This is a genomic window from Streptomyces sp. NPDC000404, assembly GCF_040300365.1.
GTDB classification, from domain to species: domain Bacteria; phylum Actinomycetota; class Actinomycetes; order Streptomycetales; family Streptomycetaceae; genus Streptomyces; species Streptomyces ramulosus.
Genome location: NZ_JBEPDN010000019.1, coordinates 61,376 through 88,368 on the forward strand (window position 1 = coordinate 61,376; position 26,993 = coordinate 88,368).

The window sequence follows — 26,993 nt, forward strand, 5'->3', positions numbered from 1 at the left end:
GGCGGGAGCGGCGTCAGGCGGGCCGCCCGTCGTCCGCGAGCGTGAGGGCGATGTCGGTGATCATGTCCTCCTGACCGCCCACCAGACGCCGCCGCCCGCACTCCATGAGGACGGCGCGGACGTCGACCCCGTACCGCGCCGACGCCGCCTCGGCGTGGCGGAGGAACGACGAGTAGACGCCCGCGTACCCGAGGGTGAGGGTCTCGCGGTCGACGCGCACCGGGCGGTCCTGGAGCGGCCGGACGAGGTCGTCGGCGGCGTCCTGGAGCCGGAACAGATCGCAGCCGTGGGTGAAGCCCGACAGGTTCGCGACCGCGACGAACGCCTCGATCGGGCAGTTGCCGGCGCCCGCCCCGTGCCCGGCCAGCGAGGCGTCGACGCGGCGGACGCCGTTCTCGACGGCGACGACGGAGTTGGCGACCGACAGCGACAGGTTCTCGTGGGCGTGGATGCCGATCTCGGTCCCGGCGTCCAGCACGTCCCGGTAGGCACGGACGCGGGCGACCACGTCGGGCATGGTGAGCCGGCCGCCGGAGTCGGTGACGTAGACGCAGTGCGCGCCGTAGGACTCCATCAGCTTCGCCTGCCGGGCCAGCTCCTTCGGCGGCGCCATGTGGGAGAGCATCAGGAACCCGGAGACGTCCATGCCGAGTTCGCGCGCGGCGGCGATGTGCTGCGCGGAGATGTCCGCCTCGGTGCAGTGCGTGGCGACGCGGACGGAGCGGACCCCGAGGTCGTAGGCGCGCTTCAGCTCGTGCACGGTGCCGACGCCGGGCAGCAGCAGCGTGGTCAGGCGGGCGCGGCGCGGCACGGAGGCCGCGGCCTCGATCCACTCCCAGTCGGTGTGCGAGCCGGGGCCGTAGGTGACCGAGCCGCCGGCGAGGCCGTCGCCGTGGGCGACCTCGATCGCGTCGACGCCCGCCGCGTCGAGCGCGGTGACGATGCGCCGGACGTCGTCCGGGGTGATCCGGTGGCGTACGGCGTGCATGCCGTCGCGCAGGGTGACGTCCTGAACGAAGATCGGGGTGCCCATCAGCGGTCTGCCTTCCCTGCTGCGATGCGCTCCGCGACCCGGAGCGCCGCGGAGGTCATGATGTCGAGGTTCCCGGCGTAGGCGGGGAGGTAGTGCGCGGCGCCCTCGACCTCCAGGAAGACCGACACCTGGTGGGTGGGCCGGGCGCCGCCGCCGGCTGCCGCGTCGGCCAGCAGCGTGCCGACCGGCTGGTCGCCGGGGATCTCGGTGATCTGCACCCGCTGCTTGAGCCGGTAGCCGGGGACGTAGGCGGCGACCTCGGCGGCCATCTGCTCGACCGACCGCCGGATCTCCTCCCGGACGTCCGGATCCGGGGCCGTGACCAGGCAGAAGACCGTGTCCCGCATCATCAGCGGCGGCTCGGCGGGGTTGAGGACGATGATCGCCTTGCCCCGGCGGGCGCCGCCGACCTGCTCGATGGCGGCGGAGGTGGTCTCGGTGAACTCGTCGATGTTGGCGCGGGTGCCGGGGCCCGCCGACTTCGAGGCGATCGACGCGACGATCTCCGCGTACGCCACCGGGACGACCCGGCTGACCGCGGCGACGACCGGGATGGTGGCCTGGCCGCCGCAGGTGACCATGTTGAGGTCGGGGGCGCCGAGATGCTCGTCGAGGTTGACGGCGGGCACGACGTAGGGCCCGATGGCGGCCGGGGTGAGGTCGATCAGGCGCTTGCCCAGCGGGATCAGCCGGGCGGCGTTCGCCCGGTGCGCCTTGGCGGAGGTCGCGTCGAAGACGATGCCGATCTCGTCGAAGCCGGGCAGCGCGATCAGCCCGTCGACGCCCTCGTGGGTGACCGGGACGCCGAGCCGGGCGGCGCGGGCCAGACCGTCGGAGGCCGGGTCGATGCCGACCATGGCGGCCGTCTCCAGGTGCTCCGCGCCGCGCAGCGTCTTGATCATCAGATCGGTGCCGATGTTGCCGGAGCCGATGATCGCGACCTTCGTCCTGCTCATGACGGCTCTCCCTCGCCGAAGTGGACCGTGACGCAGCCGAAGCCGGACAGCTCGGCGGTGACGCTGTCGCCGGGGGACACCGCGTACATCGGGCCGAGCGCACCGGACAGCACGACCTGGCCCGCGCGCAGCGGTTCGCCCAGCTCACGGGCGGTGCGGGCCAGCCAGCCGAGGGCCTCGACCGGGTCGCCGAGGCAGGCGGCGCCGGTTCCGGCGGAGACCTCGGTGCCGTTCACGCGCAGCGTCATCCGGGTGTCCACCGGCTCGGCCTCGGCGAGGGTGCGCCGGTCGGTCCCGAGCACATAGGCGCCCGCGGATGCGTTGTCGGCCACCGTGTCGCCGAAGCTGATGTCCCAGCCGGCGATCCGGCTTCCGCAGACCTCCAGCGCGGCGACGCCGTACCCGATCGCGTCGCGGACCTGCGCGGTGTCGAGGGGGCCGGTGGCCAGATCGGCGGCGAGCACGAACGCGACCTCCGCCTCCACACGGGGCTGCAGCACCCGTCCGGCAGGGATCGTGCCGCCGTCCGGATGGGCCATGTCGTCGAGGAGGACGCCGAAGTCGGGCCGGTCGACGCCGAGCTGCCGCTGCACGGACGCGGAGGTCAGGCCGATCTTCCGGCCGGTGATGTGGGCGCCCCGGGCCAGGCGCCGCGCGGTGAGTTCGGCCTGCACGGCGTAGGCGGCGGCCAGATCGTCCCGGCCGATCAGATCGCGTACCGGCGCGCAGGGCACGCCGGACGCCGCGGCGCCGGCGAGCCGCGCGGCCGCGGCGGCGATGGCGGAGGGGCTCGCGGAGGCGAGCGGTGGATTCGCAGTCACGGCATCACCTTGGGTCCGCCGCCCGGCGCGGACCAGCCTTTCGTCTCGCTCAGCGATACGCGGCGGCTACGGTGGACGCATGACGGAAGCCCCTCGCCCCGAAGCCGCCGGTCTCGACACCGTGCTCGGCAAAGCCGTCACGATCCTGCGGGCCTTCCGCCCCGACGACCGGGCCGTGCCGCTGGCCGAACTCGTCCGGCGCACCGGCCTGCACAAGGCGACCGTGCACCGGCTGGCCGCGGCGCTCGTCGCCAACCGGCTGCTCGACCGGGTCGAGGGCGGCTACCGCCCCAGCGGCGGCCTCTTCGAACTCGGCATGCTGGCCTCGCCCGAGCGCAGCCTGCTGGAGGTGGCGGTCCCGTTTCTCCAGGACCTGTACGAACGCACCCACGAGACCGTCCACCTCGGGGTGCGCGAGGGACACGACATCGTCTACGTCGCCAAGATCGGCGGACACCGCCAGGTCAGGGCGCCCTCGCGCACCGGAGGGCGGATGCCGCTGCACTGCACCGCCATCGGCAAGGCGCTGCTCGCCCACGCCGACGACGCCCTGCGGCAGGAGGTGCTGGCCGGGCCCCTGGAGCGGCGCACCCCGCACACCCTCATCGCGCCGGGCGCGCTGCGCCGCCAGCTGCGGGAGATCACCGAGACGGGCGTCGCGTTCGAACACGAGGAGTCGACCGCCGGGCTCCAGTGCGTGGCCGCACCGGTGCTGGGACGCGACAACGAGGCGATCGCCGCGATCAGCGTGGCCGGGCCGACCAGCCGCTTCCGGCCCGAACGGTGCGTCACCCAGGTACGGGCCGCGGCCGCGGGGCTGGGCAGCATGCTGCTCCGGCGCCCACCGCGTCAGTGACCGTCCGGCCCGGCCGGCGGGCCGGACGGTCCGTCACAACGCCCCGGTGATCTTGTCCGCGGCCGCCGTCAGCGCCGCCGTGAGCGGCTTGAGCATCCGGGGCGTGTAGCGGACGGCGGGCATGGCCACCGACAGCCCCGCGAGCGTGGCACCGGCCCGGTCCTTGACCGCGCACCCCAACGCCACCACGCCCCGTTCGGTGCGCTCCCTGTTGAGCGCGACACCGCTGCGTCGCACCGCCCACAGCTCCCGCCGCAGCTCCGCCAGGTCCGGCAGTTCCTCGCCCGGGGAGCGCCGGCCGTCCGCGTAGAGCGCCGCGATCTCCTCGTCCGTCAGCGCCGCCAGTTCGATCAGGCCGCCGGTGGCCAGATGCGCCGGGAAGACCGTGCCCTCGCGGCTGCCCACCCGCAGCGTCCGGGTGCACTCGGCCGAGGCGATGATGCGGACGGTCCGCCCGGAGCGGATGCCGAGGTTCACCGTCTCGTCGAACCTGTCGGCCAGGGCACGCATCGGACCGACGGCCGCCGCCCGGAGCGCACCGAGGTCCGAGCGGGCGCGCTCGGCGAGCGCGAGGACGGGGCCCACCCGGTAGGTGCGGTCCTCGCCCTGCACCGCGAAATCGCGGAAGACCAGCGCGGTGAGCAGCCGGTGGGCCGTGGAGCGGGCGACGCCGAGACGTTCGGCCGCCGCGGAGACGGTGACCGCCCCGTCGACCTGGAGGATCTGGGCCAGCCGCAGCGCGTGGTCGACGCTGCTCGGCGCATAGGCAGGAGGTGATTTCATCGGCTTCGCCATGGGTCGATCCTGCCATGAGCTGTTCCGCGGAGCAGAATCCTCTGTTCTGCAATCGCCGCCCAGGTCGATATTCGGGCCATGTCTGACGCACAGCCCGACCCCAGGACCGAGGCGGAGCCCGATACGGACATCCCGGTGTCACCGGTCCGCCTGACCGCGGTGGACCGGCCCGGCCAACCCCCCGTCACCCCCGAACTGGTCGATCTCTACCGAGGCTTCGAGCAGGAGCTGCTCGTTCCGCTGTGGACCGAGATCGGCGACCTGATGCCCACGCACCCGCGCCCCACGGCCCGGGCCCACCGATGGCGGTGGAACAGGCTGCTGGAGCTGGCCGGCCGGGCCGGCGGCCTGGTCCCCGTCGGCCGCGGCGGGGAACGCCGGGCGATCGCCCTGGCCAACCCGGGCCTGGGCGGCCGCCCTTGCGCCACCCCCACCCTCTGGGCCGCGATCCAGTACCTGCTGCCGGGCGAGAACGCGCCCGAGCACCGGCACACCCAGAACGCGTTCCGCTTCGTCGTCGAGGGCGAGGGCGTGTGGACGGTCGTCGAAGGCGACCCGGTACCGATGCGCCGCGGCGACTTCCTCCCCCAACCCGGTATGCACCGGCACGCCCACCACAACGCCGCCGGGCAGCCGATGGCCTGGCTCGACGGGCTCGACATCCCGTTCCAGTACGCCGTCGAGGCACAGTTCTTCGACGCCGGCCGGGACACCCTCGACGAGGCGGAGCACGCCACCCCGGACCGCTCCCGCTCGCAGCGGCTGTGGGGGCACCCGGGACTCGCGCCCGCAGCCCAGCTCGGACCCCGCGCCGGCACCCCGCTGCTGTGCTACCGCTGGGCCGACACCGACGCCGCCCTCACCGACCAGCTGGAACTGGAACGGGCGGGCCACCCCGGCACCGTCGAGCACGGGCACGCCCTCGTCCGCTACACCGACCCGACCAGCGGCGCGGACGTCCTGCCCACGATCCGGGCCCAGTTCCACCGGATCACGTCGGGCACCCAGACCGCCCCGCACCGGGAGACCGGCTCCTCGGTCTACCAGGTCTTCGACGGGTCCGGCCGCATCACCGTCGGCGACCGCACCTGGTCGGTGACGCGCGGGGACCTGTTCACCGTGCCGTCCTGGCAGCCGCTGTCGATCCGCTCGGAGGCGTCCGCCTCGGACTCCGACTCCGGCGCGCTCGACCTCTTCCAGTTCAGCGACGCCCCGATCCTCACCAAGCTCAACCTGTTCCGCAGCCGCACGGAGAGCGGCCCGAAGGACGCGAAGGACTCCCGATGAAGCTCGCCACCATCCGCCTCGATGACCACCGCACCGCCGCCGTCCGCGCCGACGGCGACCACCTCGTCGAGCTGGGACAGCCCGACGTCGGCGCGGTCCTGGCCGCCCCCGGCGGCCTCGCCGCCGCCGCTCGCGCGAACGGCCCGCGCCACCCGCGCGCCGGCGCCGACCTCGCCCCGGTCGTCCCGCACCCCGGCAAGGTCGTCTGCGTCGGCCTGAACTACCGCAACCACATCCAGGAGATGGGCCGCGACCTGCCGCAGCACCCCACGCTCTTCGCCAAGTTCGCCGACACCCTGATCGGCGCCGGCGACGACATCCGCCGCCCCGTGGAGACCGAGCAGTTCGACTGGGAGGCCGAACTCGCCCTCGTCATCGGCAAGGAGGTGCGCCGCGCCGACGAGGACGAGGCGGTCGCCGCGATCGCGGGCTTCACCGTGCTCAACGACATCACCTGCCGCGACTGGCAGTTCCGCACCCGCGAATGGCTCCAGGGCAAGAACTGGGACTCCTCCACCCCCGTCGGCCCCTTCCTGGTGACCGCCGACGAGACCGGCGCCCGCCCGGCGCTCGACATCCGCTGCGAGGTCGACGGCCGTCTCATGCAGTCCGACAACACCGGCGACCTGCTGTTCGACCCGGTGGAACTGGTCCGCTACGTCTCGACGACGCTGCGGCTGCGCCCCGGCGACATCATCGCGACCGGCACCCCCGGCGGCGTCGGCCACGCCCGCAAGCCGGCCGTCTTCCTCCAGGGCGGCGAGACGGTCGTCACCGAGATCCAGGGCCTCGGCCGCCTGGAGAACCGCGTCGTGCGGGAGGACGTGTGAGGACACGGACCCGGACCGCCGCGCTCGCCTGGGTCGATGAGGGAACCGCGCGGTGCGCCACCGTCCTCGCCGGGCTGTCCGAGGAGGAGTACGCAGCCCCCTCGGCCCTGCCCGGCTGGACCCGCAAGCACCTCGTCGCCCACCTGGCGGCCAACGCCGAGGCGGTCGGCAACCTGATCCGGTGGGCGCACACCGGCGAGCCGACCCCGATGTACGCCTCACCCGAGGAGCGCGCGGCGGGCATCGCCAAGGGTCCCCGGCTGAGCGGAGCCGAGCTGACCGGGTGGTTCATGGCCTCGGCGGCACGGCTGGCCGCCGCGATGGACGCCCTGTCCGACGCGGCGTGGCAGGCCGAGGTGGTGACCGCGCAGGGCCGCACCGTACCGGCCGAGGAGACCCCGTACCTGCGCGCCCGCGAGGTCCTGGTCCACGCCGTCGACCTCGCCACCGGCCTCACCTTCGCCGATCTGCCCGCGGACTTCCTGCGGGAGCTGGAGGCGGACATCCGCGCCCGGCGCGGCCCCGGCGCGGTGCCGGAGGTGGCGGGGCCGCGGGCCCAGATCGTCGCCTATCTGGCCGGGCGCCCCGCGACCGGGGTGACCACGGCCGACGGAAGCACACCGCCCGCCCTGCCGGCGTGGCTGTGAAGACGCCGCGGAGAAGAGGACCGAACCCATGGACGTGATCATCATCGGGGGCGGCATCGGCGGCCTCTCCGGCGCGCTCGCCCTCGCCCGCCAGGGCCTGGACGTCAGGGTGTACGAGCAGGCGCCCGCCTTCGGCGAAGTCGGCGCGGGCCTGCAACTCGCCCCCAACTGCACCCGCATCCTCGACCGCTACGGGCTGCTGGACGAGGCCAGGAGCCGGGGTGTGGTGCCGCAGCACCTCGTCATGAAGGACGCGGTGGACGCCGAGGAGCTGACCCGCCTCGACCTGGGCGACCTGGAACGCCGCTACGGCTACCCCTACCTGGTGATCCACCGCAGCGACCTGCACGCCGTCCTGCTGGCCGCCTGCGAAAGGGCCGGTGTGGACCTGGTGACCGGCGCGCACTGCACGGCGTACGCGAACACCGGCGCCGGGGCCCGCGTCCGCTTCGCCGACGGCCGCACCGACGAGGCGGAACTGGTGATCGCCGCGGACGGGCTGCACTCCGTGGCCCGCGCGCTGCTGGTCGGGGACGAACCGGTGAACTCCGCCTACGTCGCCTACCGCGCGGCCGTGCCGTTCGAGACCGTGGCCGGCCACGACATCCACGGCAAGGACGTCGTCGTCCACGTCGGCCCGCGCTGCCACCTCGTGCAGTACCCGCTGCGCGGCGGCGAGATGTTCAACCAGGTCGCCGTCTTCGAATCGCCCAAGGCCCTGGCCGGCGAGGCGGACTGGGGCACCCCGGACGAGCTGGACGCCGCCTTCGCGGGGACCTGCGGCCCGGTCCGGCAGGGCCTGGAGCTGATGTGGCGCGACCGCTGGTGGCGGATGTACGACCGCGACCCCGTCACGACCTGGGTGTCGGGCCGGATCGCCCTGCTCGGCGACGCCGCGCACCCGCCGCTCCAGTACCTGGCGCAGGGCGCGATCATGGCGATCGAGGACGGCTGGGTGCTCGGCGAACACGTCGCGGCGCAGCGCGCCCGGCGCACCGCGGACGGCTCCGGCGTCGACTGGGACACCGCACTCGCCGCCTACGAGGCGGTACGGCCCGAGCACTGCCGCCGGGTCGTCGAGACCGCCCGCGCCTGGGGCGAGCTGTGGCACCTCGAAGGCCTCCCGAGGCTGCGGCGCAACGCCGTCCTGCGCGACCGGGACATCCACGACTACACGTTCATCGACTGGCTCTACGGCCCGACGGCCCTGACCCCGAAGGAGGAGCCGGAGATGTTCCGGCCGGTCCCGCTGGACTCGGTCGCCCTCTGAACGGGACCGCGCGCCCGGTGGCGGCCGGCCCCGGCCGTGCCCCGGCCGGGCGATCCGGTCGGCCGGGGCGGGTGGTGCGGACGGTGCGCAAGGCCCGGTGAGGGTGGTGCGGCGGACGGGGCCGCCGTGTACGGTGATGCGCCAACTGCCGCTCCGTACAAGGGTGGTGGGCCACACAGTCGCCGTGCTCCTCACCCCCACCCCGCCCGGAGGGCACCATGAGAACCGTCATATCCGCCCTGTGGGGCATCCCGGCGCTGCTCGTCGCCGCCGTGCTGCTGCTGGTGGCCGTCCCCGGAGCCGTCGCCGCCCCGGACACCCCCGCCCCGGCTCCCGCCGCGGCGACGGCCGACGCCCTCGCGGCCTCGTGGACCGGCCCGCTCAGCACCCGGGGCCGGTACATCGTCGACGCCGACGGCAACCGCTTCAAGCTCAGGTCCGGCAACTGGGCGGGCGCCCAGGGGACGTACACGGGCAGCGGCGACGCCGACGACGTCGCCAACCACCAGGCGCACCAGAAGTCGAACAACATCCCGCTCGGTCTGGACCGCACCCCGATCGAGCGGATCCTGGCCGACTTCCACCGCCTCGGCATCAACAGCGTCCGCCTGCCGTTCGCCAACGCCCTGGTGCACGATCGGACCGCGGTGCCGGACACCGCGGTCGCCGCCAATCCCGAACTCAAGGGCAAGACGCCCCTGGAGATCTTCGACGCCGTCGTCGCGGCGCTGACCGCCGACGGCTTCGCGGTGATCCTCAACAACCACACCACCAGCTACCGCTTCTGCTGCGGGCTGGACGGCAACGAGCGCTGGAACAGCGGACAGTCGACCCAGCAGTGGATCGACGACTGGGTGTTCATGGCCGAGCGCTACCGCAACGACAAGCGCGTGGTCGGCGCCGATCTGCGCAACGAGGTCCGCCGCGACACCTGGGACGACGCCAACTGGGGCATGGGCGACGACCACGACGAGTACACCGCCTTCGAACAGGCCGGCAACAAGATCCTCCAGGCCGACCCGGACCTGCTGATCATCATGGAGGGCATCAACTGGCAGGGCATCCCCGCGAACGGCCTGCCCCACGGACGCCCGGACCTCAAACCGGTCCGCACCCTCTCCCACACCCTGATCGACTCGGGCAAGCTCGTCTACGCGGTGCACTTCTACGGCTACACCGGCCCGGCCAACACCGGTGCGGGCAGCGGCCCGGGCTCCACCGACGACCCGCGCTACCAGGACTTCACCCCCGAACAGCTCGCCCGGGTCGTGAACGACGAGGGGCTGTTCGTCACCGAGGAGGGCAAGCACTTCACCGCCCCGGTCTGGGTCAGCGAATTCGGCGCCGCCGGCCGCGGCTCCGCCAACACCGAGGAACAGGCCTGGTTCAGGAACTTCACCGACATCCTGGTGAAGAACGACACCGACTTCGCCCAGTGGCCGCTGGTGGGCTGGAGCGACGACAAGGGCACACCCAACGACAACTGGGCACTGCTCTCGTACGACGCCGCAGGACGGAGGACCGGCGTCGAGGACGCCGGCGACTGGCGGGCCACCGACTGGAACAAGCTGGTCAACGCCCCGTCCAAGAGCGGCCCCATAGCCCCCGTCGACCACTGGAACCTCGTCTTCACCGACCACTCCGACTGGAACCTCTCCCGCACCATGCTCGCCGAGGACGACTGGAGCCCGGGCAACACCAAGGGCAACTGCCCCGATACCCAGCGCCTGATCGGACTCAGCCACACCCACGGCCGCGGCCTGTGCACCGACGCCGCCGAGCCGCGCAAGGCGGCGGGCGCCTGGGAGACCGTCGCCGACGAGCGCTACGTCCAGCAGGGCGACTGGGCCGTCGGCTACAACAAGGTCCAGTGCCCGGTGAACAGCTTCGCGGTCGGCTACAGCACCCACGGCCCCGCCATGGTCTCCCTGCTCTGCGCCCCCGCCGCCACCCCGCTGCCCACCGACGGCCGCAGCGTGTGGTTCGACCGCGGCGACAACCGCCCCGCCACCGGCGGCGCCCACGGCAGCGACTGGGCCGAGCACGACTACAAGGGCCAGTGCGCCGACCACGAGTACCTGGCCGGCGTCGCCATGACCTGGAAGTCACTCCAGCAGGGCCGCCCCGCCGCCCTGCTGTGCCGCCCCCTCACGGCCTGATCGGGGACGGTCGCCCCGCCCGAGGGGCCGCGGCGCACGCCTCCGGGGCGTGCGCCGCACGGGCGATCGGCGGCGAGCCGCTCAGCCGTACCGCCGCAGCAACTGGGCCGCACACGGACCTACAGCAGCGTCGTCGCGGCGCAGTTCGCGACGGTCAGCGCCCATGCGCCGAGCCGGTGGATGTGCCAGCAGCGCCTGCTCGCGGCCGCGGCGTCGCCGCTCCTGCCGTACTCGTGCACCTGCCGGAACCGCAGCACGACCACGGGCAGCAGCGCCACCGCGAACCACCCCGGCGCCGGGGACAGACCGATGACCGCGGCGGTGAGCAGCAGTTCGGCCGTGATGAGGGCGGCGAGGAAGGCGCGGTTACGGGCCGGGCTCGCCCAGGTGGCGAAGGTACGGCGGCCGACCGCCCGGTCACCGAAGACGTCCGCCGTGTTCGCGAAGCCGTCGATCAGCACATGCCACACACCGACCAGCAACGCCTGCAGAAGCGGCACGGAGGTGGGCCGGCCACCGGCCGCCAGGGTGAGGACCGCCACGGGCAGGACGACGGAGAAGTACGCCATGAGCGTCTCTCCCATGCCCCGGTGGCTCAGCCGCAGCCCCCAGGAGTACTGCGGAGCGGCGGCCAGCAGGACGACGACGAGGAGCACGACCCACCCCGGACGCTGGGCGGCGGCGGCCACGGCCAGGCACCACAGGAACACCCCGGCCCCCCAGGCCGCATACGCGAAACGCAGCGCCTGCGGCCCGGTCAGCTCCCCGCCCAGGAGGGGCTTGCGGGAAAGCTCGCGCAGCCCGTGCGCCGCCCCGTAGTTGGCGGCGTCACTGCCGTCACGGTGGCCGCGCACATCATCCAGGGCCACGGCGGCCGCGAACACGCCCGCCGTGCCGAGCGTGATCAGCGCGACGACGAGCACGGAGCCGGCGGCCAGCCGGTGCCCGGCCGGCAGCGCGGACCAGCCGACGAGGATCGGCAGCAGAAAAAGATCGAGCGAGTCGGCCTTGGCCAGCCGTACGTATGCGCCGAACGGTGCGGTGCGGAAGGCGGCAGGCTCGGCATGCATGGCGAGAGGTCACAGCTCCAGAACGTCGGTCCCCCTGCCCTAACGAAGCAGCCGACGCGAAGCAACGGAACCCCCCTCCCGGACAGCCTGGACGCCCGTCAGGCCGGCGCTCGGCCTCCGGCCCGCATCAGGTGTGGGGTCGGAGCCGGTCGTCGAGTGCGGCACCGACGTCGGGGCAGGTCTTCCGGATGGTGTCGAGGAAGGCGCGCAGCACCGGGGAGCGGTCGCGGGCCGCGAAGGACAGGACGAGGTCGGGCAGGGGCGTGCGCGGGGTCACTTCACAGAACCGCACTCCCGGGCGCGGGACCGTCCTCATGCGGGACGGTCCCAGGCCGACGCCCACGCCCGAGGCGGCGAGGCCGATGATCGTGTGCACGTCCCGTGCGACGGTCGCGCCGCCCAGAGCCGATGAGTCCGCGCCCAGCAGGGCGCGCAGCCCGGCGACCACGGCGGGCTCGTCCTCGCCGGCCGACACGATCAGCGGTTGCCGCCGCAACTGGCCGGCACTCACCGACCGCTGACCCGCGTACGGGTGCGCCGCACTCACCACGGCGATCACATGGTCGCGCCCTACGGGGACGGACACGAGCTGCTCGGCTCCGGCGCCCCGTGGCGGGCCGAGGGTGAGGGCCACGTCCAGCTCCCCGGCGACGAGAGCCGAGCTGCTGCGGCTGGTCGCCATCTCGTGCAGTTCCAGCCGCACGTCGGGCCGCTCACGGCCGAACCGGCTCAGGACGCCCGGCAGCGGGTCGAGCAGCGCCGAGGCGATGAAGCCGAGGCGCAGACGGCCCGTCTCGCCGCGCGCGGCCCGGCCCGCGTCGACCGTGGCCGCCGCGATCTCGTCGAGCGCCCGGCGTGCCCGCGCGAGGAACGCCTCACCGGCGGCGGTCGGGAACACCCCCTGACGCGTGCGGTCGAACAGCCGGGCCCCGACCTCGCGCTCCAGGTCGGCGATCTGCTTGGACAGCGGCGGCTGCGCGATGCCCAGCGCGCCGGCCGCCCGGCCGAAGTGTTCGTGCTCGGCGAGAGCCACCGCGTACCGCAGGTGTCGCGCTTCCATGACCCGCCCTCCGTTCCGTCGATCCCATCGGCTGTGCGGCAACACCCGAACGGCAATACCCGAACGGCAATACCTGAAAGATATCGCCGTGCCACTTACCAGATCTACGCATGGATGGCGCTGTGGTTCCCGTCTGGAATGGAGCCATGAAGAACGTCTCTTTGACCGGCACCGTCTTCGTTCTCGTGCACGGCGCCTGGCACAGCTCCGGACAGTGGGCGGCGACGCAGCGCGCGCTGGCCGGACCGGGCGCCGCGAGCGTGGCCGTCGACCTGCCGGGGCACGGCTTCGACGCACCCCTGCCCACCGGATACCTGCTGCCCGGCCAGCCGGGCCTGCTGACCGAGAAGTCACGGCTCGCCTCCCTGACGATGGACGACTGCGCCGAGGCGGTGCTGAGCGTCCTGCGCCAGGTGCGTCACCACCGCTCCGTCGTGCTCGTCGCGCACAGCGCGGGCGGCGGTCCCGCGTCCCTGGCCGCGGAGCGGGCGCCCGAGCTGGTGGACCGGATCGTCTACCTGTCCGCGTTCGTCCCGGGCGGGCGGCCGCGGTTCTCCGACTACCTGGGCTCACCCGAGAACGCCACCGCGCTGGGCCGGAACCTGAACCTCGGCGACCCCGAGGCCCTGGGCGCCGTACGGATCAATCCGCTCTCACCGGACCCCGCCTACCTCGACGAGCTGCGGGAAACCCACTACCACGACACCCCGCCGGACCGCTTCGACCGGTGGCGGTCCGCGCTGAGCCCCGACCTGCCCCTGGCGATCCCGACGACTCCGGTCACCCTGACCGCGGCACGGTGGGGACGCATTCCACGCACCTTCCTGCGCTGCGCCGAGGACCGGGCGCTGGCACCGGCCGCGCAGGACCTGATGATCGCGGAAGCCGACCGGGCCTTCCCCGGCAACCCGTTCACCGTGCACACCCTGCCCGGCAGCCACAGCCCGTTCGCCGCCCGGCCGGGCGAGCTCGCCGCGGCCCTCGCCTCATGAGCCGGCACCGGCCCGTGAAGGGTTCCCCGTTCCCGAGCGCGGGACGGCTCGCGGCCGGTGGCGGCGGGCGGCTCGTCCTGCCGGTCGTGCTGTGCGCGACATTCGTGCAGTTGCTCAACGTCACCGTCGCGCAGATCGCCGCCCCGGCGATCCGGGCCGACCTGGGCGCCGGATCGGGTGCCGTGCAGCTGATCCTTGCGGGATACACCCTGACCTACGCCTGTTTGCTCATCACGGCCGCGCGCCTCGGCGACCGGTACGGCTACCACCGGCTGTTCGTGTGGGGCACCGTCGTCTTCATCTCCGGTTCGGTGGCCGCCGCGGGTGCTCCCGATGCTTCGTTCCTCATCGCGGCCCGGCTGGTCCAGGGCGCGGGCAGCGGCTTGGTCGCCCCGCAGGTGCTGTCGATCATCCAGGTCGCCGTCCCCGCAGCCCGGCGCCCGCGGGCTCTCGGCCTCTTCGGCGCCACGATGGGAGTGGCGTCGCTGGCCGGGCCGCTGATCGGCGGACTCCTCGTCGGTGCCGACCCCTTCGGTCTCGGCTGGCGCTCGGTGTTCCTGGTCACGGCGGCGGTGGCGCTCGTCCCGCTCGCGGGCGCGATCGTACTGCCACCCGCGCGGGGCGCGGCCGGACAGCGCGTGGACGGGGTGGGTGCGTTGCTGACCACCGTGGGCTTCGGCGCGCTGGTGCTGCCGCTCGCTCTGGGAGGGGAGGCCGGCTGGCCCTGGTGGACCTGGGCCACGCTGGCCGTTTCCGCGGTCGCTCTCGGCTGCTTCGCCCTGACTCTCCCGCACCGGCCGGACCCCCTGGTGCATCCGTCGCTGTTCCGCGACCGGAGGGCGCGTGCGGGCGTGTTGCTGGTGTTCGTGTTCAACTCCGGGGTGCCGTCCTTCACGTATCTGCTGTTCCTGCATCTGCAGTCGGCCATCGGATATCCCGCCCTCACGGCCGCGCTGACGTCGGCTCCCTTCGCGGCCGCGGCCGTGCTGGGCAGCCGTGGCGCACCCGCGGCGGCCCGCCGGCACGGGGCGGCCGTGCTCACGGTCTCGGCGCTGGTGTTGGCGGGGACGGCCCTGGCTCTCGCGCCGCTCATCGGCACGGCGGCCGGACGGTGGGCGGCGTTGCCGGTCCTGGCTCTCGGCGGTGCCGCGTTCGGTGCGTTCACCGCCTCGGTGTTCGCGGCAGTGCTGGCGAGGGTGGACGGCTCCGCGGCCGGTTCGGTGTCCGGGCTGCTGCCCACGGCTCAGCAGCTGGGCGGGTCGATCGGGGTGGCCGCGGCGGGGCTCGTCTACTTCGCACCCGCCGCCGGCCCGGACGCCGCGTTCCGGCACGCCATGATCTACGAGGCCGCCGTCTTCACCGTCACCGCGCTGATCAGCCTTCGGATGCGCGACCGGAACCGCCCGGCCGCGCCACGGGCGGATGCGGCGCGTGCCGCGGGACGCCCGGAACACCTGGAACGTGAGCTGCGCGAAGCGCCGGGAGGCGAGGTAGCAGGCCGGTAAGGCCCGACGCCGAGCCGGCCCGCGGCCTCGTCCGCCTCCGCCGCCTGCGCACCTCATGCTGAATCGATCAGTTAGTCTCACTTGTCCGGACGGCCGTGACGGCTGGCGGATCCGTCCGTGCGGTTCCCCTGGTTCGTCGGCTGCTCACCACTCCTGCCGGGCCTTTCTCGGTACGTTCCCCCTGCGGAAGGCTCTTCATGGATCACCCGGACCACCTCACCACCGCGCCCGGCGCCCCCACCCCGGCGGCGCCCCCGATCGCCTTCGCCGACCTGGACCTTCCGGCCGAGGTGCAGCGCACGCTCGCCGACCGCGGCGTGCACACGCCCTTCCCGATCCAGTCGGCCACGCTGCCCGACGCCCTCGCCGGACGTGACGTCCTGGGGCGCGGGCGCACGGGGTCGGGCAAGACGCTCGCCTTCGGCCTGCCGCTGCTCGTCCGGACGGCCGGGCGGCGCGCGGAGCCGAAGCAGCCCCTCGCGCTGGTCCTGGTGCCCACCCGGGAGCTGGCCCAGCAGGTGACCGAGGCGCTCACGCCGTACGCCGACGCGCTCCGGCTCAAGATGGCCACGGTCGTCGGCGGGATGTCGATCGGCCGGCAGACCGCCGCGCTGCGCGACGGCGCCGAGATCGTCGTCGCCACCCCCGGCCGGCTGCACGACCTCATCGAGCGCCGGGCCTGCCGCCTGGGACGGGTACGGATCACCGTTCTCGACGAGGCCGACCAGATGTGTGACATGGGCTTCCTGCCGCAGGTCACCGAGGTGCTCGACCAGGTGCACCGCGACGGCCAGCGGATGCTGTTCTCGGCCACCTTGGACCGCGACGTCGACCAGCTGGTCCGCAGCCACCTCCACGACCCGGTCGTCCACTCGGTCGACCCGTCGGCGGGCGCGGTCACGACGATGGACCACCATCTGCTGGTCGTCCACGGCCCCGACCGGTACGCCGTCACCACCGAGATCGCCGCCCGCGACGGCCGCGTCCTGCTCTTCCTGGACACCAGGCACGCCGTCGACCAGCTCACCCGGCATCTGCGGGCCAGCGGGGTGCACGCCGCGGCGCTGCACAGCGGCAAGTCCCAGCCGCAGCGCACCCGGACCCTCGCACAGTTCCGGAACGGCCAGGTCACCGCCCTGGTGGCGACCGATGTCGCGGCCCGCGGCCTGCACGTCGACGACCTCGATCTGGTGGTGAACGTCGACCCGCCCACCGACCCCAAGGACTATCTGCACCGCGCGGGCCGCACCGCCCGGGCCGGGGAGTCCGGCACCGTCGTCACGCTGGTGCTGTCGGCCCAGCGCCGGGAGACGCACCGGCTGCTGGCCGAGGCCGGGATCGAGCCGACGATCACGAAGGTGCGCTCGGGCGAGGCGGAGCTGACCCGGATCACCGGGGCCAAGGCGCCCTCCGGCACCCCGCTCGACGGCGGGCCCGCCGCCTCCCGGCCCAAGAACTCCCACGAGCCCTTCCGCGGCCTGGGCACCGGCAAGGGCGCCTCCTCCCGCGGCACCGGCGGCAGGTCCCGCAAGGCGACCGAGGCCCGCAAGCTCGCCGAGGCGCGCAAGGCGGCCCGGGTGCGGCGCGGCAACTGAGCACCCGCCGCCGACCGGGCGAACGGCCGCACCGCCCCGTGGGGCCTGCGGCCCGCCGCTACCGGGACGCGATCCCCTCGCACCAGTCGTCCACGGTGACCACGTCCGCCCACTGCGGGAACAGCCGCTCGGTGAGGACGCGGTGCACCTCCGGGTCCAGGTCCAGGCAGGCGTCGGACAGGACGGTGAGCCCGAAGTCCAGGTCGTTCGCCTGGCACAGGGTGGAGAGCACCACCGCGCCGGTGGCGATGCCGGTGAGCACGAGGCTGTCGATGCCGCGCGCCCTCAGCACCAGGTCGAGATCGCTGCCCGAGAACGCGCTCGCCCGCCGCTTGGTCACCACGACGTCGCCCGGCCGCGGCGCGACCTCCGGGTGGATCTCGGTACCGGGCGCACCCTCGACGTAAAGTCCGGCCCGGGCGATGGCGGCGAGCGCCCTGTTGCGGGTGCCGACTTCGGGGAAGCCGGGGCGCAGGGCGATCACCACGTAGATCACGGGGAGATCCGCCGCCCGGGCCGCGTCGATCGCCTTGCGCAGGCGCGGCAGATAGCCGGAGCCGTCGTCGGCGAGGTCCACGATGTCCTGTTGGACGTCCATCACGAGAAGGGCGCTGCTCATGTCGTCTCCAGGGGCAGAGTCGGATCGGGAAGGGGCTCGGCTTTCGCGTGCGCCGGGCAGGCGCCGGGCGTGACCGGCCGGTGGTGCGATGCCGTCATCCCCGCCCCCCCCGTGCCGTGCGATCCTCCCCATTGAACGACTTGACTGTCCTGTTCCACCTGGGCTTTGGGACAATTCCCGGCCGGCTCCCGTGGTGTCTGACCATCCACGGCGCCCTCTCGGCCCGGCACGGCGAGCGCATGGCGAAGAGCCCCGGCCCGGTCGGGCTGGGGCTCTCAGGGCTCACAGGGCGGAATTCACCGGCGCGGCTCCGGCTTCGCGGACGCCGTTCGCCTTCGAGGCGGTGTCAGCAGCCCTGGCCGATGCGGAGGGAGGTCATCTTGTCGTTGAAATGCGAGGCCACGGCCGCCTCGGACTTGCCCCGGCCGATCGTGAACATGCACCCGACGTACTTGGAGTGCTCGTAGACGCTGACCGTTTTACCGGTGCGGTTCCAGTACGAGGTCATGCGGTCGTTCATGTAGTCGCCGACGTTGGGGTTCGACGAGGTGTAGTGCCGGAAGTCGCCCCGGTAGCTGGATTGTTCCCATACGCAGAAAGATCCGGACGGGCACTGTTCGGAGTCGGCTGCCGCCGGGTTCACGGTCATGGAGGCGGTGCCCGCGGTGAACGCCAGGACGGCCGCGGCGGCCCACAGGCGGGAGGAGAAGCTTCTGAATCGGACCATGCTTTTCTCCGTTTCGTTTCCATGGTCGACCGCATAAAGTCAACCGTGGTCAGAGTAGGAATGCGGCAGGCCGGCTCGCAATACTCACCGGAAGTCGGGAATTCGGCGAGTGAAGGTTTCTCCCGCTGGGTTAATTGGCTTCCCGGGGTTTTGGGAAATTTTGCCGTGCAACACGAACAGGTGATATTCCGGAGCCTCTTCAGGTAAACGCTCCCGAACCGCGTCCCGGCCGGCGCCGGCTGATCGCGCGATGCCGCTCGCCGGGCCTGCGAGTTCGCCTTCCGTAGAAGATCCGAAAAGGTGACGGGATTGATTGATCCCGAGGTGCGGAGGGGAAATGCGACGTCGGCGCGGCCGCCCCTCCCCGGCCGCGCCGACGTCGCCGATACGGCTGCCTACGGCAGCACTTCCTCCGTCACCTCGATATGGCCCTGGTCGGGGTCGATGACGCCGCCGAGGCGCTGGAAGGCGCCGTCGGTCAGGTCGAGACACTTGGGTTCCTGCGGGGTCTGCTGGAAGGTGCCGCGGTCGTTGATGCGGACGACGAGGGACGCGCCGTTCGCGGTGTTGGTGACCTTCACCCGGGTGTTGAAGGGGAGTTGCGGGTCACGGGAGAGGGAGGTCGCCGCGGTGTCGGCGTTGTTGTCGAAGAGTTCGCCGCTGGCGGTGTAGGAGCCGGGCGGTATGGGGCCGTAATGCGTCGCCCAGCAGGTGCCGGCGCGCGGCGCGGCGGAGCTGGGCGGCGCCGCGACGACCACCGCGGCGAGCGCGGTGACCCCGACGGCCAGACGGGCAAGGGGAAGTAAGCGGACCATGGCTGCTGCCTTTCTCCGGAGCGGAATGTTCCTGGCGGGTGTGCGGTTCAGCCCGCCGCGCGGTAGGCGGCGCCCACCTGCGTGGCGGTCGTGCCGTCGTACAGTCCGGTGCCGTCGCCGCGGCTGGTGGAGAGCGTGAACCACGCGTACCGCTCGACGAACGGCAGGCCCTGGAGCATGGCCGTCGACTGCTGCACGAAGGCCGCCTGCTCCTCCTGCGTCGGGTACCGCGGGGTCCCGGAGGAGAAGTCGATCAGCGCGTACTCGGTCAGCCAGAGCGGCTTGCGGTGACGGTCGTAGGTGGCCTGGAGGTAGCCGCGCAACTGGCCGGTGGCGTTGGCGGCGTTGAAGTCGGCGCCGTACCAGTGGACGGGCACGAAGTCGACCTTGAGGCCGCGGCCGGCGGCGCCCTGGAGGAACTGGTCGAGCCAGCCGCCGGCGGTGTCCGCGCCGGTGGCCACCGCGGGCGCGCCGAGCCGCAGGCCCGTCGACTGCAACCGGGGCCACAGATCGAGCGCCTGCCCCACGGGCATCGTCGCCTGCCCCGGATGGTCGGGCTCGTTGAAGCCGAGCAGGGTCGTGCCCTGCTGCTTGGCCTGGTTCAGCTCGTCGTCGGTCACCGAGGCCGGGCCCCAGATCATCGGGACGAACTCGACGCCGTCGGGCGCCGCGATCTGCGACCGGCCCGAGGCCCAGGTGTAGAACCAGCCCGCCTTGGAATCGGCCAGATCCTGGGCGTCGCCGTCGAATTTCCAGGCGCTCACGCCCTTCTTCTTCACGGCGGTGGCGCCCGGCGCCGTGATCCGCTCCGTGGCCGTCGCCGGACCGCCCGGGGCCGGGGCCGCCGTGGCGCGGCCGGCTGCCGAGAGCACGAGCGGGGCCGCCAGCGCGGCGGTGAGAATGTTCCTTCTGCGCATGGTGTGTTCCCGTCCGTTCAGGCGCCGCGGTGGAATTCGACGGTGAAGCCGCTGCACCGGCTGCACTGCTGCACGACCTGGTTGCCCGGCTCCTGGTCCTGCCCCGACCAGCCGTACGCCTTCGGGCAGTTGGTGGCGATCATGTCGCTGTAGGGGGTCTTGGCATCGCGGTTCGGGCTGGTGCAGAGCTTCGGCGTGCCGTCGTCCCACCGCGTCAGATTGCCGGCCGGGCACTTCGGCAGCAGATCCTCGGCGCAGCCCACCTCACCGCAGCCGGCACCGGAGCCGGACACCTCGGTGGGCGTGATGGTGATCGGCACGGAGAAGGCGTTGACGTAGCTCACGTTGTACCAGGGCGCCATGCCGTCGGCGCGGTCGAAGTTGAACTCGGCGAGACTGACGGGCTGTTCGCCGGTGTCCGGCGCGCAGTGGTCGGCGAAGACGCCGCAGTCGCCCAGCTCGCAGTGGAAGCTGCTGCCGGACTCGCCGCTGCACCCCATGCGGGCGAAGAACTTGCCGCGCCAGTGTCCGGGGTCCGCGTCCTCCGGGACGGTGACCGTCGCCGACTGCCCGGGCGCCAGGACCGGCAACGACCCGAAGTTCCGGGAACCGTCGGCGTTGACGGCGCTGCCGACCCAGATCTTCTTGCCGGTGCTGTTGACGAACGTCACCGTGTGGGCGCCCGCGGTGGCCGCGGCCGGCGCGGCGCGGTCGAACACCGCGCCCGGGGCCGCGCTCGCCCGGTGCGGGGCGTCCGCGGATGACGGGACCAGCGCCAGTAACGCGGCGACCACGGCGATCGTGGCCGCCAGAGTGCTCACAACCTTGCGCAAAGCTCCTCCGTTGCATGTGGGGTGGGAGGCGGGAAAGCCGGGGCCGGCCGGGTCGGTGGACGGACACGGTGGCGGCGCCCGGAGTGCGGTCCGGCGGCCGCGGTCCCGGCCTAGCAGAAGCCGGAGCCGGGTACCGGCGGCACGCGGGAAGGGTGGGACGAGGCCTGCCGCGGCCCTGGCCATGAGGGCATATCGGGTGCGCGTGGCCGTACGTGGGCTGCGGAGGCGGTGGATGCGGGAGCGTGGGGCGGACGGTGACGCGACCGGTCATCGGCGGGTTCGTGCCGGATGGAGAGCTTGCCACCCCCGGGACGGAGCCCCAGGAGTAGGGAGGTAGGGGACCCGGCGGGCATATGACATCCGTCGCCCGCATACCCTGTCAATGGTCTGCACCTGGGCGGGACCCGTTTCCGGCCAGCGGAGGGGAGACGGCGTTCGGCGGGGAGCGGGCGGGCGGCGCCGCGCATCCTTGTCCGCTTCGGCGGGCGGCCGGGTGCGGCGCATGCGGAAGGCGGGGCGGGCGCCCGCCCGCCGACGGCCTACCGGTGTCCGCCCTCGACGGTCACCGGCCGCTCCGCCCCCGGCCGGATCAGCCGGCGGCCCTGCCCGGGCGCCTCCAGCCGCACGGTGCCCGCGTCGACGGTGACGGTGATCTCGTGCCGGAGCACCGCATCGAGCGAACCGCCGGCGGCTCCGCTCAACAACACCCCCGTGACATGGACCGATTCCGCCGCCGGGCCGGTGACCGCGGTCAGGTAGGGCACGCACGAATGCTCCCCGAAGGCGTTGCTCCCGGCCTCCCGCCGCAGGTGCGCAGCCGCCCACCCGTACAGGCCGACGACGCCGCTCACCAGGCCGTCGGCGCGCCGGGCGACGGCGTGATCACCCGCGACGCGGGCCCGGGGACGCTCCCGGCAGGCGAGGGCGTAGCCCCCTTCGCGCAGCAGGAGCCCGGCCGGGGCGGTCACCTTGTGGACGCGGATCTCCCAGTGGCCGCACACGACCGACACGCTGTCGATGCGGCACGCGTCCGATGCGGCGCCGTCATCGGAGAGCGGCTGATGCCAGGAAGCGGCGAACCCGTCGGCGACGGCCACCCGGTGGATGCGCTCACGCCGCGAGACCTCGCCCGCCGGGGAGAGAAGCGCGATGTGATTGTCGATCCGTGCCGCGCGGCCGTCCGCTCCCGTCTCCGGGCCGGTACGCGAGGAGTACGCGAGCTTGGCGTAGTGCGGATCGTCCCGGTGCGTGGCGGGCGGCGGCGTCAGGTAGTGGCTCCCGTGGTTCAGCAGCCGGACCAGACCGTCGCGCCGGGTCCCGTGCACGAGGAAGCCGGGCGCGGGCAGCGCCCTCGCGTAGTCGCCGGTCTCGACGGGCAGCGGCTCCTCGCGCGCGGTCCACACCGGATGGTCCGGCGGCAACAGCAGGCCCAGCAGCCCCTTGCCCGCCGCGTACGGCGCCCCCGGCCCGCTGTAGTCCTGGACCGAAGGCCGGAAGGCCCGGTACCAGCCCGGTGTCAACAGACCGTGCCCGTCGGGCGCGTCGTGTTCCACGAAGTGCCGCAGCGTGGCGCTGGCCAGCCGGCGGGTGAGGCCGGGGGAGAGCGGTGTGGCGTTCTCCCGGGCGCCGACCCAGAACGGCGCGAGGCAGGCGAACCGATAGGTGAGCGAGCGTCCGTGGTGGACCGGGGCGCCGTCCGAGCCGAAGAGAAGGACGTACTGGGACAGGAAGGCATGGAGGCGTTCCCGGTAGACCGCGGCGCGGGCGCCGCCCCGCGGCCCGGCGATGTGTGCCCACAGCAGCGTGTAGAGGTGGAAGCCCCAGGCGTTGTAGTGGTCGAAACGTTCGCCGGCGTCGTAGGCCGATGCCGCCGACCGGACCGTTCCGCCGGCGTCACGGTAGTCGCTCCGGTGACAGGGACCGTCCTGGTACCACCCGTCACCCCGGTACCACTCGTCGACGCGGTCGAGTGCGGCCTCGATACCGCTGCGGTCGTCGAGGGCGCCGACGGAGTGGAGGAACTCGGCCACGACGACCTGGAAGAGCAGATGGTTGTTGTGGCGGGTGCGGCGGCCCACCGTGCCGCTGAGCCAGTGGACGACGCGCTCTCGGACGCCGTGGGTGAGGCGGTCCCAGATCCACGGCCGCGACAGATGCAGGGCGACCGCGATCGCCGCCGCCTCGACCATCTGCTGGCTGCACTCGGTGATCTCCGGCCAGGACTCCGGGCCGCGGCGTTCGGTGCCCGCGCCCAGCCCGCGCACCCAGAGTTCCGTCCGGCCGCCGCGGTCCGCGCCGCCGGCGCCGGCGAGACGGACGGCGGCCAGGAGGAACGTCCGGGCGTACCCTTCCAGGCCGTCGACCCGGGACCCGGACCAGCTCGGCCGCCCCGGCGGCAGCACCGAGGCCCCGAGCGGACTCGCGTACGGCCGTACGGAGTCGAGCAGATGGTCCGCGACGGCCTCCCAGTGCGCCCGGGTCCAGCCCGTGCGCGGTGAGCGGACCCGGTCCTCCGGCGGCAGCACCAGGCGGCCCGGACACTCGCTCGTCGGCCGCCGTCCGCTCGGCGGCCTCATCCGTGCCCGTCGACGGCGGCGACGACAAGGCCGCTGGACCAGCCCAGCAGCGTCGGCCGCAGGCGGGGATCGGCTGCGAGGGTGGCGAGATATTCGTCCCGCGCCACCACGTCCTGCGCTCCCCAGCCGCTGCCCGGGTGGAGATCGTCGGCGACGTAGACGGCGCCGGGGCGCAGCAGGCTCAGCACGGCCTCGTGGCGCTGCTTGGCGAGGCGGCAGTCGACGAAGACGAAGTCGAACGTCTGCGTCCGCTGGTGCGGCAGCCACCGCTGGAGGTCGTCGACCACCAACTCCACGCGCGGGTCCGACCGGAACAGGTCACCGGCGACCGCCGCGAGTTCCGGATCCTGCTCCACGGTGACCAGGCGCGCGTCCGGTGACATGCCGTCCAGGATCCAGGCGGTCCCCGCGCCGGTGCCCGTGCCCAGCTCCAGCAGACGGCCGCCGGGCTTCAGCGCGGCGAGGGTGCGCAGCAGCGCGCCGGTGCGGTCCTGGCAGGAACCGTTGAATCCCAGGACCGCGTTGCGTGCCCGGATCGTGGCGGCCACGGCGGGGTGCCGAAGGGGGCTGTCGTCCAAGGGGCATTCCTTCCTGGGGAGCCGGGGGAGCCGGGGGAGCCGGGGGAGCCGGGGGAGCCGGGGGAGCCGGGGGAGCCGGGGGAGCCGGGGGAGCCGGGGGAGCAAGGCGGATGGCGCGGGGCCGGGGGCGCCCGTGCGCGGCCGCGGGCCGCAGCTCGAAATTACCCGACAAGGGGCAATGAGCCCGGTCTGCGGAGCCGCTTCCCGGGCCCCGGCCGGCGGCCGTTCCGCCTGGAGGGCGGTCCCGCGCCGCACCGCCCGCGGGCACGGCCCCGGGGTACTCGGTGGGCACGCGCTACGCCGGTCAGGGGAAGAACGGTGGCGCACCGCGCCGGGGTCGGCGATGTTCGAGGCGCGGCCCTCCGCCGCGGGGGGCGTACCGCTCAGCTACCCCTGCCTTTGCGAGGTGCGTGCACATGCCCGATCCGCTGGTGACAGCCGATGGCCCAACGGCCGCGCGGCGTTCCTGGCAGGCCATCGACGGCTCCCTGGAACCCCTCGACTTCGACGGCCTCACGGACATGCGGTTCCCCGAGCCGCTGGCCGAGTACGTGATCGACCGCTTCTCCCGTCCCGGGGAGTGGGTCCTCGACCCGTTCTGCGGGTTCGGCACCACCTTGACCGTGGCCCATCGCCTGGGCCGGGAAGCAGTCGGCTTCGAACGCGACCGTGAGCGCGCCGACTTCACCCGGCCCCGGCTGCCCGACCCCTCCCGGCTCGTCGTCGCCTCGGCGGAGGACGTGCCCGCCGGGTCCTGGCCCGGCTTCTCGCTGCTGTTCACCGGCCCGCCCTACACCAGCTTCCGCACCTCGCAGGCGGCCGATGCCCGCGCGACTCATCTGGACGACGCCCGCCGCATCTTCGCGGGGCTCACCCGGTTCCTCCTGCCGGGCGCCGCGGTGGTGGTCGAGGTCTCCCAGGCACGTCGCCCGGAATGGACGGAGACCCGGCCCCTGGTGTGGGAGTTCGGCATGCTGCTGAGCGAGTTGTTCCGCCTGTCCGAGGACATCGTGTTCGTCCACACGGGCCCCGAGAAGGCGGCCCCCGGCTACCACCACACCCATGTGCTGGTGTTCCGCTACGAGCCCTGAACGGCCGGCTGCCCGGCAGAGCGGCGCGCGGCAGGCGCCGGGACCCGGTGCCGGGAAGTGACCGTCCGCGCACCGCCGTTCGCCGGATTGGCGCCTGCGAAGTTGTGGACCTCTTCCACCGCGAACACGCTGATGAACGGGCGATATGCCCAAAACGGAATCTCTGCTCTTCGTCGACCTCGATCTGGGGCCCCATGACATCGCCAAGTGAGCCGGAGCGTGCTCCGGGAGCCGCCACCGGTGGCGGGCAGCGGCCCGACGGGGACTTCGCCGGCACCGTCTGCGTGGTCACCGGCGGGGCCTCGGGCATCGGCCGCGCCACGGCCGGCGCCTTCGTCGCGGCGGGCGCCCACGTCCTGCTCGTGGACCGGGACGGGGAGGGGGTGCGGGCGGCGGCCAAGGAGCTGGAGGGGGCGGCGGTTGCGACGGTGACGGGTGGCATGTCATGTGGCGCGGTGACGGGTGACATTTCACGTGGCGCGGTGACGGGTGACGTGCCACGTGGCGCGGTGACGGGTGACGTGCCACGTGGCGCGGTGACCGGTGACATTTCACGTGGCGCGGTGACCGGTGACATGCCACGTGGCGCGGTGACCGGTGACATGCCACGCGCTACGGCGACCGGTGACATTTCACGCAGCACGGTCACCGGTGACATGTCACGGGCCCCCACCACGCCCAGTGACATGCCACGCGTCTCCACGGTGACCGGTGACATTTCACAAGAGAGCGACTGCCGGGCAGCAGCCCAAGCGGCCGAAGCCATGGGTCTTCCGGTGCGCGCGCTGGTCAACTGCGCCGCCACCTTTCTCGCCCGCGCCGAGCACGCCAGCCCCGAGGAGTGGGACCGGAGTCTGGGGGTCAACGTCAAGGGCAGCGCGCTGATGACGGCGGCCCTGGCCCCCGCGTTGCGCAGGGCCCGGGGCGCCGCGGTCGTCAACGTCGCATCGATCTCGGGCCACATCGCACAGCCCGGCCAGTGGACCTACAGCGCGGGCAAGGGCGCCCTGCTGGCGCTGACCCGCTGCCAGGCGCTCGATCTGGCCGACGACGGCATCCGCGTGAACAGCGTGTCGCCGGGCCTCGTCTGGACCCCGGAGGTCGAGCGGATGACGGGCGGCGACCGTGCGCGGTGGGGCCCGGTCATGGGCGGGCACCACATCCTGCGACGGGTGGGGGAGCCGGCGGAGATCGCCGCCGCGGTCCTCTTCCTGTGCGGCCCCGGCGCGACGTTCATCACCGGTGCCGACCTGCCGGTGGACGGCGGCTACCTGGCCATGGGGCACAGCCGGTCGGAACCCGGGACGCTGCCCGGCCGGCAGCCCGCCCCGCAACCCGTCACCCCCGCCTGAAGGAGGCCTCCCGTGCAGCGTGTGGTGCTGGCAACCGCCAACCCGGCCAAGGCCGTGGAGATAGCCGCCCTGCTCGACGGCTGCCTGGAGTTGCTGCCGCGTCCGCCCGGGCTGCCGGATGTGATCGAGGACGGGGCGAGCGCCGAGGAGAACGCCCACCTCAAGGCCGTCGCGGTAACCCTGGCGACCGGGCTGCCCGCGCTCGCCGACGACACCGTGATGGAGGTGGCGGCCCTCGGCGGCGCCCCCGGACTGCGCTCGGGCCGCTACGCGGGCGACACGGCGAGCGATGCGGAGAACGTGGCGAAGGTCCTGGCCGAGCTGACCGGCGTGGCGGCGCCGCGGCGCGGGGCGCGGGTGCGGACCGTGGCCCTGCTGCGCTACCCCGACGGCCGCCGGGTGCTCCACGAGGGAGTGACGCTCGGCCACATCGCCGAACGGCCCCGGGGCACCTCCGGATTCGGCTACGACTCCGTCTTCGTACCGGCCGAGGGCGACGGACGCACCCTCGGCCAGATGACCCCGCAGGAGAAGGCCGCCCTGTACTGCCGGGGCAGGGCCTTCCGGGGGCTGGCCGCCCGTCTGCGTGTGGCCGCATGACGCCCGGTC

The 26,993-nt window shown here is 73.4% G+C and carries 25 protein-coding genes; 12 read left to right on the plus strand and 13 right to left on the minus strand.

Features of this window, described 5'->3' with window-relative positions; translation table 11 throughout:
- Positions 1 to 13: 13 nt before the first annotated feature.
- The 3 genes from dmpG to ABT345_RS30525 are packed head-to-tail and all read right to left on the minus strand — an operon-like array spanning position 14 to position 2,810.
- On the minus strand, positions 14 to 1,033 hold the full coding sequence (gene dmpG / locus ABT345_RS30515) for a 4-hydroxy-2-oxovalerate aldolase (protein ID WP_345080611.1): 1,020 nt from the start codon (positions 1,031 to 1,033) through the stop codon (positions 14 to 16).
- The gene (locus ABT345_RS30520; RefSeq protein ID WP_345080608.1) at positions 1,033 to 1,989 is read right to left on the minus strand and encodes an acetaldehyde dehydrogenase (acetylating); all 957 of its coding nucleotides are present in this window, start codon (positions 1,987 to 1,989) and stop codon (positions 1,033 to 1,035) included. Before ABT345_RS30520 ends, dmpG begins: the two co-directional genes overlap by 1 nt.
- Positions 1,986 to 2,810, minus strand: a complete 825-nt coding sequence (locus ABT345_RS30525; protein WP_345080605.1) for a 2-keto-4-pentenoate hydratase — start codon at positions 2,808 to 2,810, stop codon at positions 1,986 to 1,988. The genes ABT345_RS30520 and ABT345_RS30525 overlap by 4 nt, the downstream gene beginning before the upstream one ends.
- 79 nt (positions 2,811 to 2,889) lie before the next feature.
- Between ABT345_RS30525 and ABT345_RS30530 the strand changes: the two genes are divergently transcribed.
- Positions 2,890 to 3,666: an IclR family transcriptional regulator gene (locus tag ABT345_RS30530; RefSeq protein ID WP_345080601.1), complete on the plus strand. Its 777-nt coding sequence runs from the start codon at positions 2,890 to 2,892 to the stop codon at positions 3,664 to 3,666.
- A gap of 33 nt (positions 3,667 to 3,699) precedes the next feature.
- Here the strand turns inward: ABT345_RS30530 and ABT345_RS30535 are convergent, their stop codons facing one another.
- Positions 3,700 to 4,461, minus strand: a complete 762-nt coding sequence (locus ABT345_RS30535; protein ID WP_345080598.1) for an IclR family transcriptional regulator — start codon at positions 4,459 to 4,461, stop codon at positions 3,700 to 3,702.
- Positions 4,462 to 4,539: 78 nt separating this feature from the next.
- On the opposite strand from ABT345_RS30535, the gene ABT345_RS30540 reads away from it, so the two are divergent.
- The 5 genes from ABT345_RS30540 to ABT345_RS30560 all read left to right on the plus strand — a co-directional run bounded on the left by ABT345_RS30540 (position 4,540) and on the right by ABT345_RS30560 (position 10,654).
- A complete protein-coding gene (locus ABT345_RS30540; protein WP_345080595.1) occupies positions 4,540 to 5,748 on the plus strand; it encodes a cupin domain-containing protein in 1,209 nt (402 codons plus the stop codon).
- A complete protein-coding gene (locus tag ABT345_RS30545; RefSeq protein ID WP_345080592.1) occupies positions 5,745 to 6,578 on the plus strand; it encodes a fumarylacetoacetate hydrolase family protein in 834 nt (277 codons plus the stop codon). The genes ABT345_RS30540 and ABT345_RS30545 overlap by 4 nt, the downstream gene beginning before the upstream one ends.
- The gene (locus ABT345_RS30550; protein WP_345080589.1) at positions 6,575 to 7,225 is read left to right on the plus strand and encodes a maleylpyruvate isomerase family mycothiol-dependent enzyme; all 651 of its coding nucleotides are present in this window, start codon (positions 6,575 to 6,577) and stop codon (positions 7,223 to 7,225) included. The genes ABT345_RS30545 and ABT345_RS30550 overlap by 4 nt, the downstream gene beginning before the upstream one ends.
- Before the next feature lie 34 nt (positions 7,226 to 7,259).
- Positions 7,260 to 8,495, plus strand: coding sequence for an FAD-dependent monooxygenase (locus ABT345_RS30555; RefSeq protein WP_345082477.1), 1,236 nt, complete (start codon positions 7,260 to 7,262; stop codon positions 8,493 to 8,495).
- Between the two features lie 218 nt (positions 8,496 to 8,713).
- The gene (locus ABT345_RS30560; protein ID WP_345080586.1) at positions 8,714 to 10,654 is read left to right on the plus strand and encodes a glycoside hydrolase family 5 protein; all 1,941 of its coding nucleotides are present in this window, start codon (positions 8,714 to 8,716) and stop codon (positions 10,652 to 10,654) included.
- A 119-nt stretch (positions 10,655 to 10,773) separates the two neighbouring features.
- Here the strand turns inward: ABT345_RS30560 and ABT345_RS30565 are convergent, their stop codons facing one another.
- Complete coding sequence (locus ABT345_RS30565) at positions 10,774 to 11,724, minus strand: UbiA family prenyltransferase (protein WP_345080583.1); 951 nt, start codon at positions 11,722 to 11,724, stop codon at positions 10,774 to 10,776.
- Between the two features lie 127 nt (positions 11,725 to 11,851).
- Positions 11,852 to 12,784, minus strand: a complete 933-nt coding sequence (locus tag ABT345_RS30570; RefSeq protein WP_345080581.1) for a LysR family transcriptional regulator — start codon at positions 12,782 to 12,784, stop codon at positions 11,852 to 11,854.
- 146 nt (positions 12,785 to 12,930) lie between these two features.
- Between ABT345_RS30570 and ABT345_RS30575 the strand changes: the two genes are divergently transcribed.
- The 3 genes from ABT345_RS30575 (at position 12,931) to ABT345_RS30585 (ending at position 16,876) form a co-directional block, all read left to right on the plus strand.
- Positions 12,931 to 13,776: an alpha/beta fold hydrolase gene (locus ABT345_RS30575; RefSeq protein WP_345080578.1), complete on the plus strand. Its 846-nt coding sequence runs from the start codon at positions 12,931 to 12,933 to the stop codon at positions 13,774 to 13,776.
- A gap of 14 nt (positions 13,777 to 13,790) precedes the next feature.
- Positions 13,791 to 15,281 carry an MFS transporter gene (locus ABT345_RS30580; RefSeq protein ID WP_345080575.1) on the plus strand — a complete coding sequence of 497 codons (1,491 nt, stop codon included), beginning with the start codon at positions 13,791 to 13,793 and terminating at the stop codon, positions 15,279 to 15,281.
- A gap of 197 nt (positions 15,282 to 15,478) precedes the next feature.
- Complete coding sequence (locus tag ABT345_RS30585; protein WP_345080572.1) at positions 15,479 to 16,876, plus strand: DEAD/DEAH box helicase; 1,398 nt, start codon at positions 15,479 to 15,481, stop codon at positions 16,874 to 16,876.
- A 58-nt stretch (positions 16,877 to 16,934) separates the two neighbouring features.
- Here the strand turns inward: ABT345_RS30585 and ABT345_RS30590 are convergent, their stop codons facing one another.
- The 7 genes from ABT345_RS30590 to ABT345_RS30620 form a co-directional block, all read right to left on the minus strand.
- A complete protein-coding gene (locus ABT345_RS30590) occupies positions 16,935 to 17,495 on the minus strand; it encodes a cysteine hydrolase family protein (RefSeq protein ID WP_345080569.1) in 561 nt (186 codons plus the stop codon).
- Between the two features lie 346 nt (positions 17,496 to 17,841).
- A complete protein-coding gene (locus ABT345_RS30595; protein ID WP_345080566.1) occupies positions 17,842 to 18,222 on the minus strand; it encodes a peptidase inhibitor family I36 protein in 381 nt (126 codons plus the stop codon).
- A gap of 395 nt (positions 18,223 to 18,617) precedes the next feature.
- A complete protein-coding gene (locus ABT345_RS30600; protein ID WP_345080563.1) occupies positions 18,618 to 19,037 on the minus strand; it encodes a septal ring lytic transglycosylase RlpA family protein in 420 nt (139 codons plus the stop codon).
- A gap of 47 nt (positions 19,038 to 19,084) precedes the next feature.
- Positions 19,085 to 19,954 carry a glycoside hydrolase family protein gene (locus tag ABT345_RS30605; RefSeq protein ID WP_345080560.1) on the minus strand — a complete coding sequence of 290 codons (870 nt, stop codon included), beginning with the start codon at positions 19,952 to 19,954 and terminating at the stop codon, positions 19,085 to 19,087.
- Positions 19,955 to 19,971: 17 nt separating this feature from the next.
- Positions 19,972 to 20,775: a thaumatin family protein gene (locus ABT345_RS30610; protein ID WP_345080557.1), complete on the minus strand. Its 804-nt coding sequence runs from the start codon at positions 20,773 to 20,775 to the stop codon at positions 19,972 to 19,974.
- 551 nt (positions 20,776 to 21,326) lie between these two features.
- Complete coding sequence (locus ABT345_RS30615) at positions 21,327 to 23,363, minus strand: DUF2264 domain-containing protein (RefSeq protein WP_345080554.1); 2,037 nt, start codon at positions 23,361 to 23,363, stop codon at positions 21,327 to 21,329.
- Positions 23,360 to 23,941 carry an O-methyltransferase gene (locus ABT345_RS30620; protein WP_345080551.1) on the minus strand — a complete coding sequence of 194 codons (582 nt, stop codon included), beginning with the start codon at positions 23,939 to 23,941 and terminating at the stop codon, positions 23,360 to 23,362. The genes ABT345_RS30615 and ABT345_RS30620 overlap by 4 nt, the downstream gene beginning before the upstream one ends.
- A gap of 416 nt (positions 23,942 to 24,357) precedes the next feature.
- On the opposite strand from ABT345_RS30620, the gene ABT345_RS30625 reads away from it, so the two are divergent.
- From ABT345_RS30625 to ABT345_RS30635, 3 genes are all read left to right on the plus strand, one after another.
- Positions 24,358 to 25,032, plus strand: a complete 675-nt coding sequence (locus ABT345_RS30625) for a DNA methyltransferase (RefSeq protein ID WP_345080548.1) — start codon at positions 24,358 to 24,360, stop codon at positions 25,030 to 25,032.
- Positions 25,033 to 25,226: 194 nt separating this feature from the next.
- Positions 25,227 to 26,384: an SDR family oxidoreductase gene (locus ABT345_RS30630; RefSeq protein WP_345080545.1), complete on the plus strand. Its 1,158-nt coding sequence runs from the start codon at positions 25,227 to 25,229 to the stop codon at positions 26,382 to 26,384.
- A 12-nt stretch (positions 26,385 to 26,396) separates the two neighbouring features.
- Positions 26,397 to 26,984: a non-canonical purine NTP pyrophosphatase gene (locus tag ABT345_RS30635; RefSeq protein ID WP_345080542.1), complete on the plus strand. Its 588-nt coding sequence runs from the start codon at positions 26,397 to 26,399 to the stop codon at positions 26,982 to 26,984.
- The last annotated feature ends 9 nt before the right edge of the window (positions 26,985 to 26,993 follow it).

Coding starts and splice junctions, on each gene's coding strand:
- ABT345_RS30625 (WP_345080548.1), top strand. CDS start 24,358: ATGCCCGATCCGCTGGTGACAGCCGATGGCCCAACGGCCGCGCGGCGT.
- ABT345_RS30600 (WP_345080563.1), bottom strand. CDS start 19,037: ATGGTCCGCTTACTTCCCCTTGCCCGTCTGGCCGTCGGGGTCACCGCG.
- ABT345_RS30615 (WP_345080554.1), bottom strand. CDS start 23,363: ATGAGGCCGCCGAGCGGACGGCGGCCGACGAGCGAGTGTCCGGGCCGC.
- ABT345_RS30530 (WP_345080601.1), top strand. CDS start 2,890: ATGACGGAAGCCCCTCGCCCCGAAGCCGCCGGTCTCGACACCGTGCTC.
- ABT345_RS30585 (WP_345080572.1), top strand. CDS start 15,479: ATGGATCACCCGGACCACCTCACCACCGCGCCCGGCGCCCCCACCCCG.
- dmpG (WP_345080611.1), bottom strand. CDS start 1,033: ATGGGCACCCCGATCTTCGTTCAGGACGTCACCCTGCGCGACGGCATG.
- ABT345_RS30545 (WP_345080592.1), top strand. CDS start 5,745: ATGAAGCTCGCCACCATCCGCCTCGATGACCACCGCACCGCCGCCGTC.
- ABT345_RS30630 (WP_345080545.1), top strand. CDS start 25,227: ATGACATCGCCAAGTGAGCCGGAGCGTGCTCCGGGAGCCGCCACCGGT.
- ABT345_RS30540 (WP_345080595.1), top strand. CDS start 4,540: ATGTCTGACGCACAGCCCGACCCCAGGACCGAGGCGGAGCCCGATACG.
- ABT345_RS30590 (WP_345080569.1), bottom strand. CDS start 17,495: ATGAGCAGCGCCCTTCTCGTGATGGACGTCCAACAGGACATCGTGGAC.
- ABT345_RS30535 (WP_345080598.1), bottom strand. CDS start 4,461: ATGGCGAAGCCGATGAAATCACCTCCTGCCTATGCGCCGAGCAGCGTC.
- ABT345_RS30595 (WP_345080566.1), bottom strand. CDS start 18,222: ATGGTCCGATTCAGAAGCTTCTCCTCCCGCCTGTGGGCCGCCGCGGCC.
- ABT345_RS30520 (WP_345080608.1), bottom strand. CDS start 1,989: ATGAGCAGGACGAAGGTCGCGATCATCGGCTCCGGCAACATCGGCACC.
- ABT345_RS30565 (WP_345080583.1), bottom strand. CDS start 11,724: ATGCATGCCGAGCCTGCCGCCTTCCGCACCGCACCGTTCGGCGCATAC.
- ABT345_RS30605 (WP_345080560.1), bottom strand. CDS start 19,954: ATGCGCAGAAGGAACATTCTCACCGCCGCGCTGGCGGCCCCGCTCGTG.
- ABT345_RS30560 (WP_345080586.1), top strand. CDS start 8,714: ATGAGAACCGTCATATCCGCCCTGTGGGGCATCCCGGCGCTGCTCGTC.
- ABT345_RS30570 (WP_345080581.1), bottom strand. CDS start 12,784: ATGGAAGCGCGACACCTGCGGTACGCGGTGGCTCTCGCCGAGCACGAA.
- ABT345_RS30575 (WP_345080578.1), top strand. CDS start 12,931: ATGAAGAACGTCTCTTTGACCGGCACCGTCTTCGTTCTCGTGCACGGC.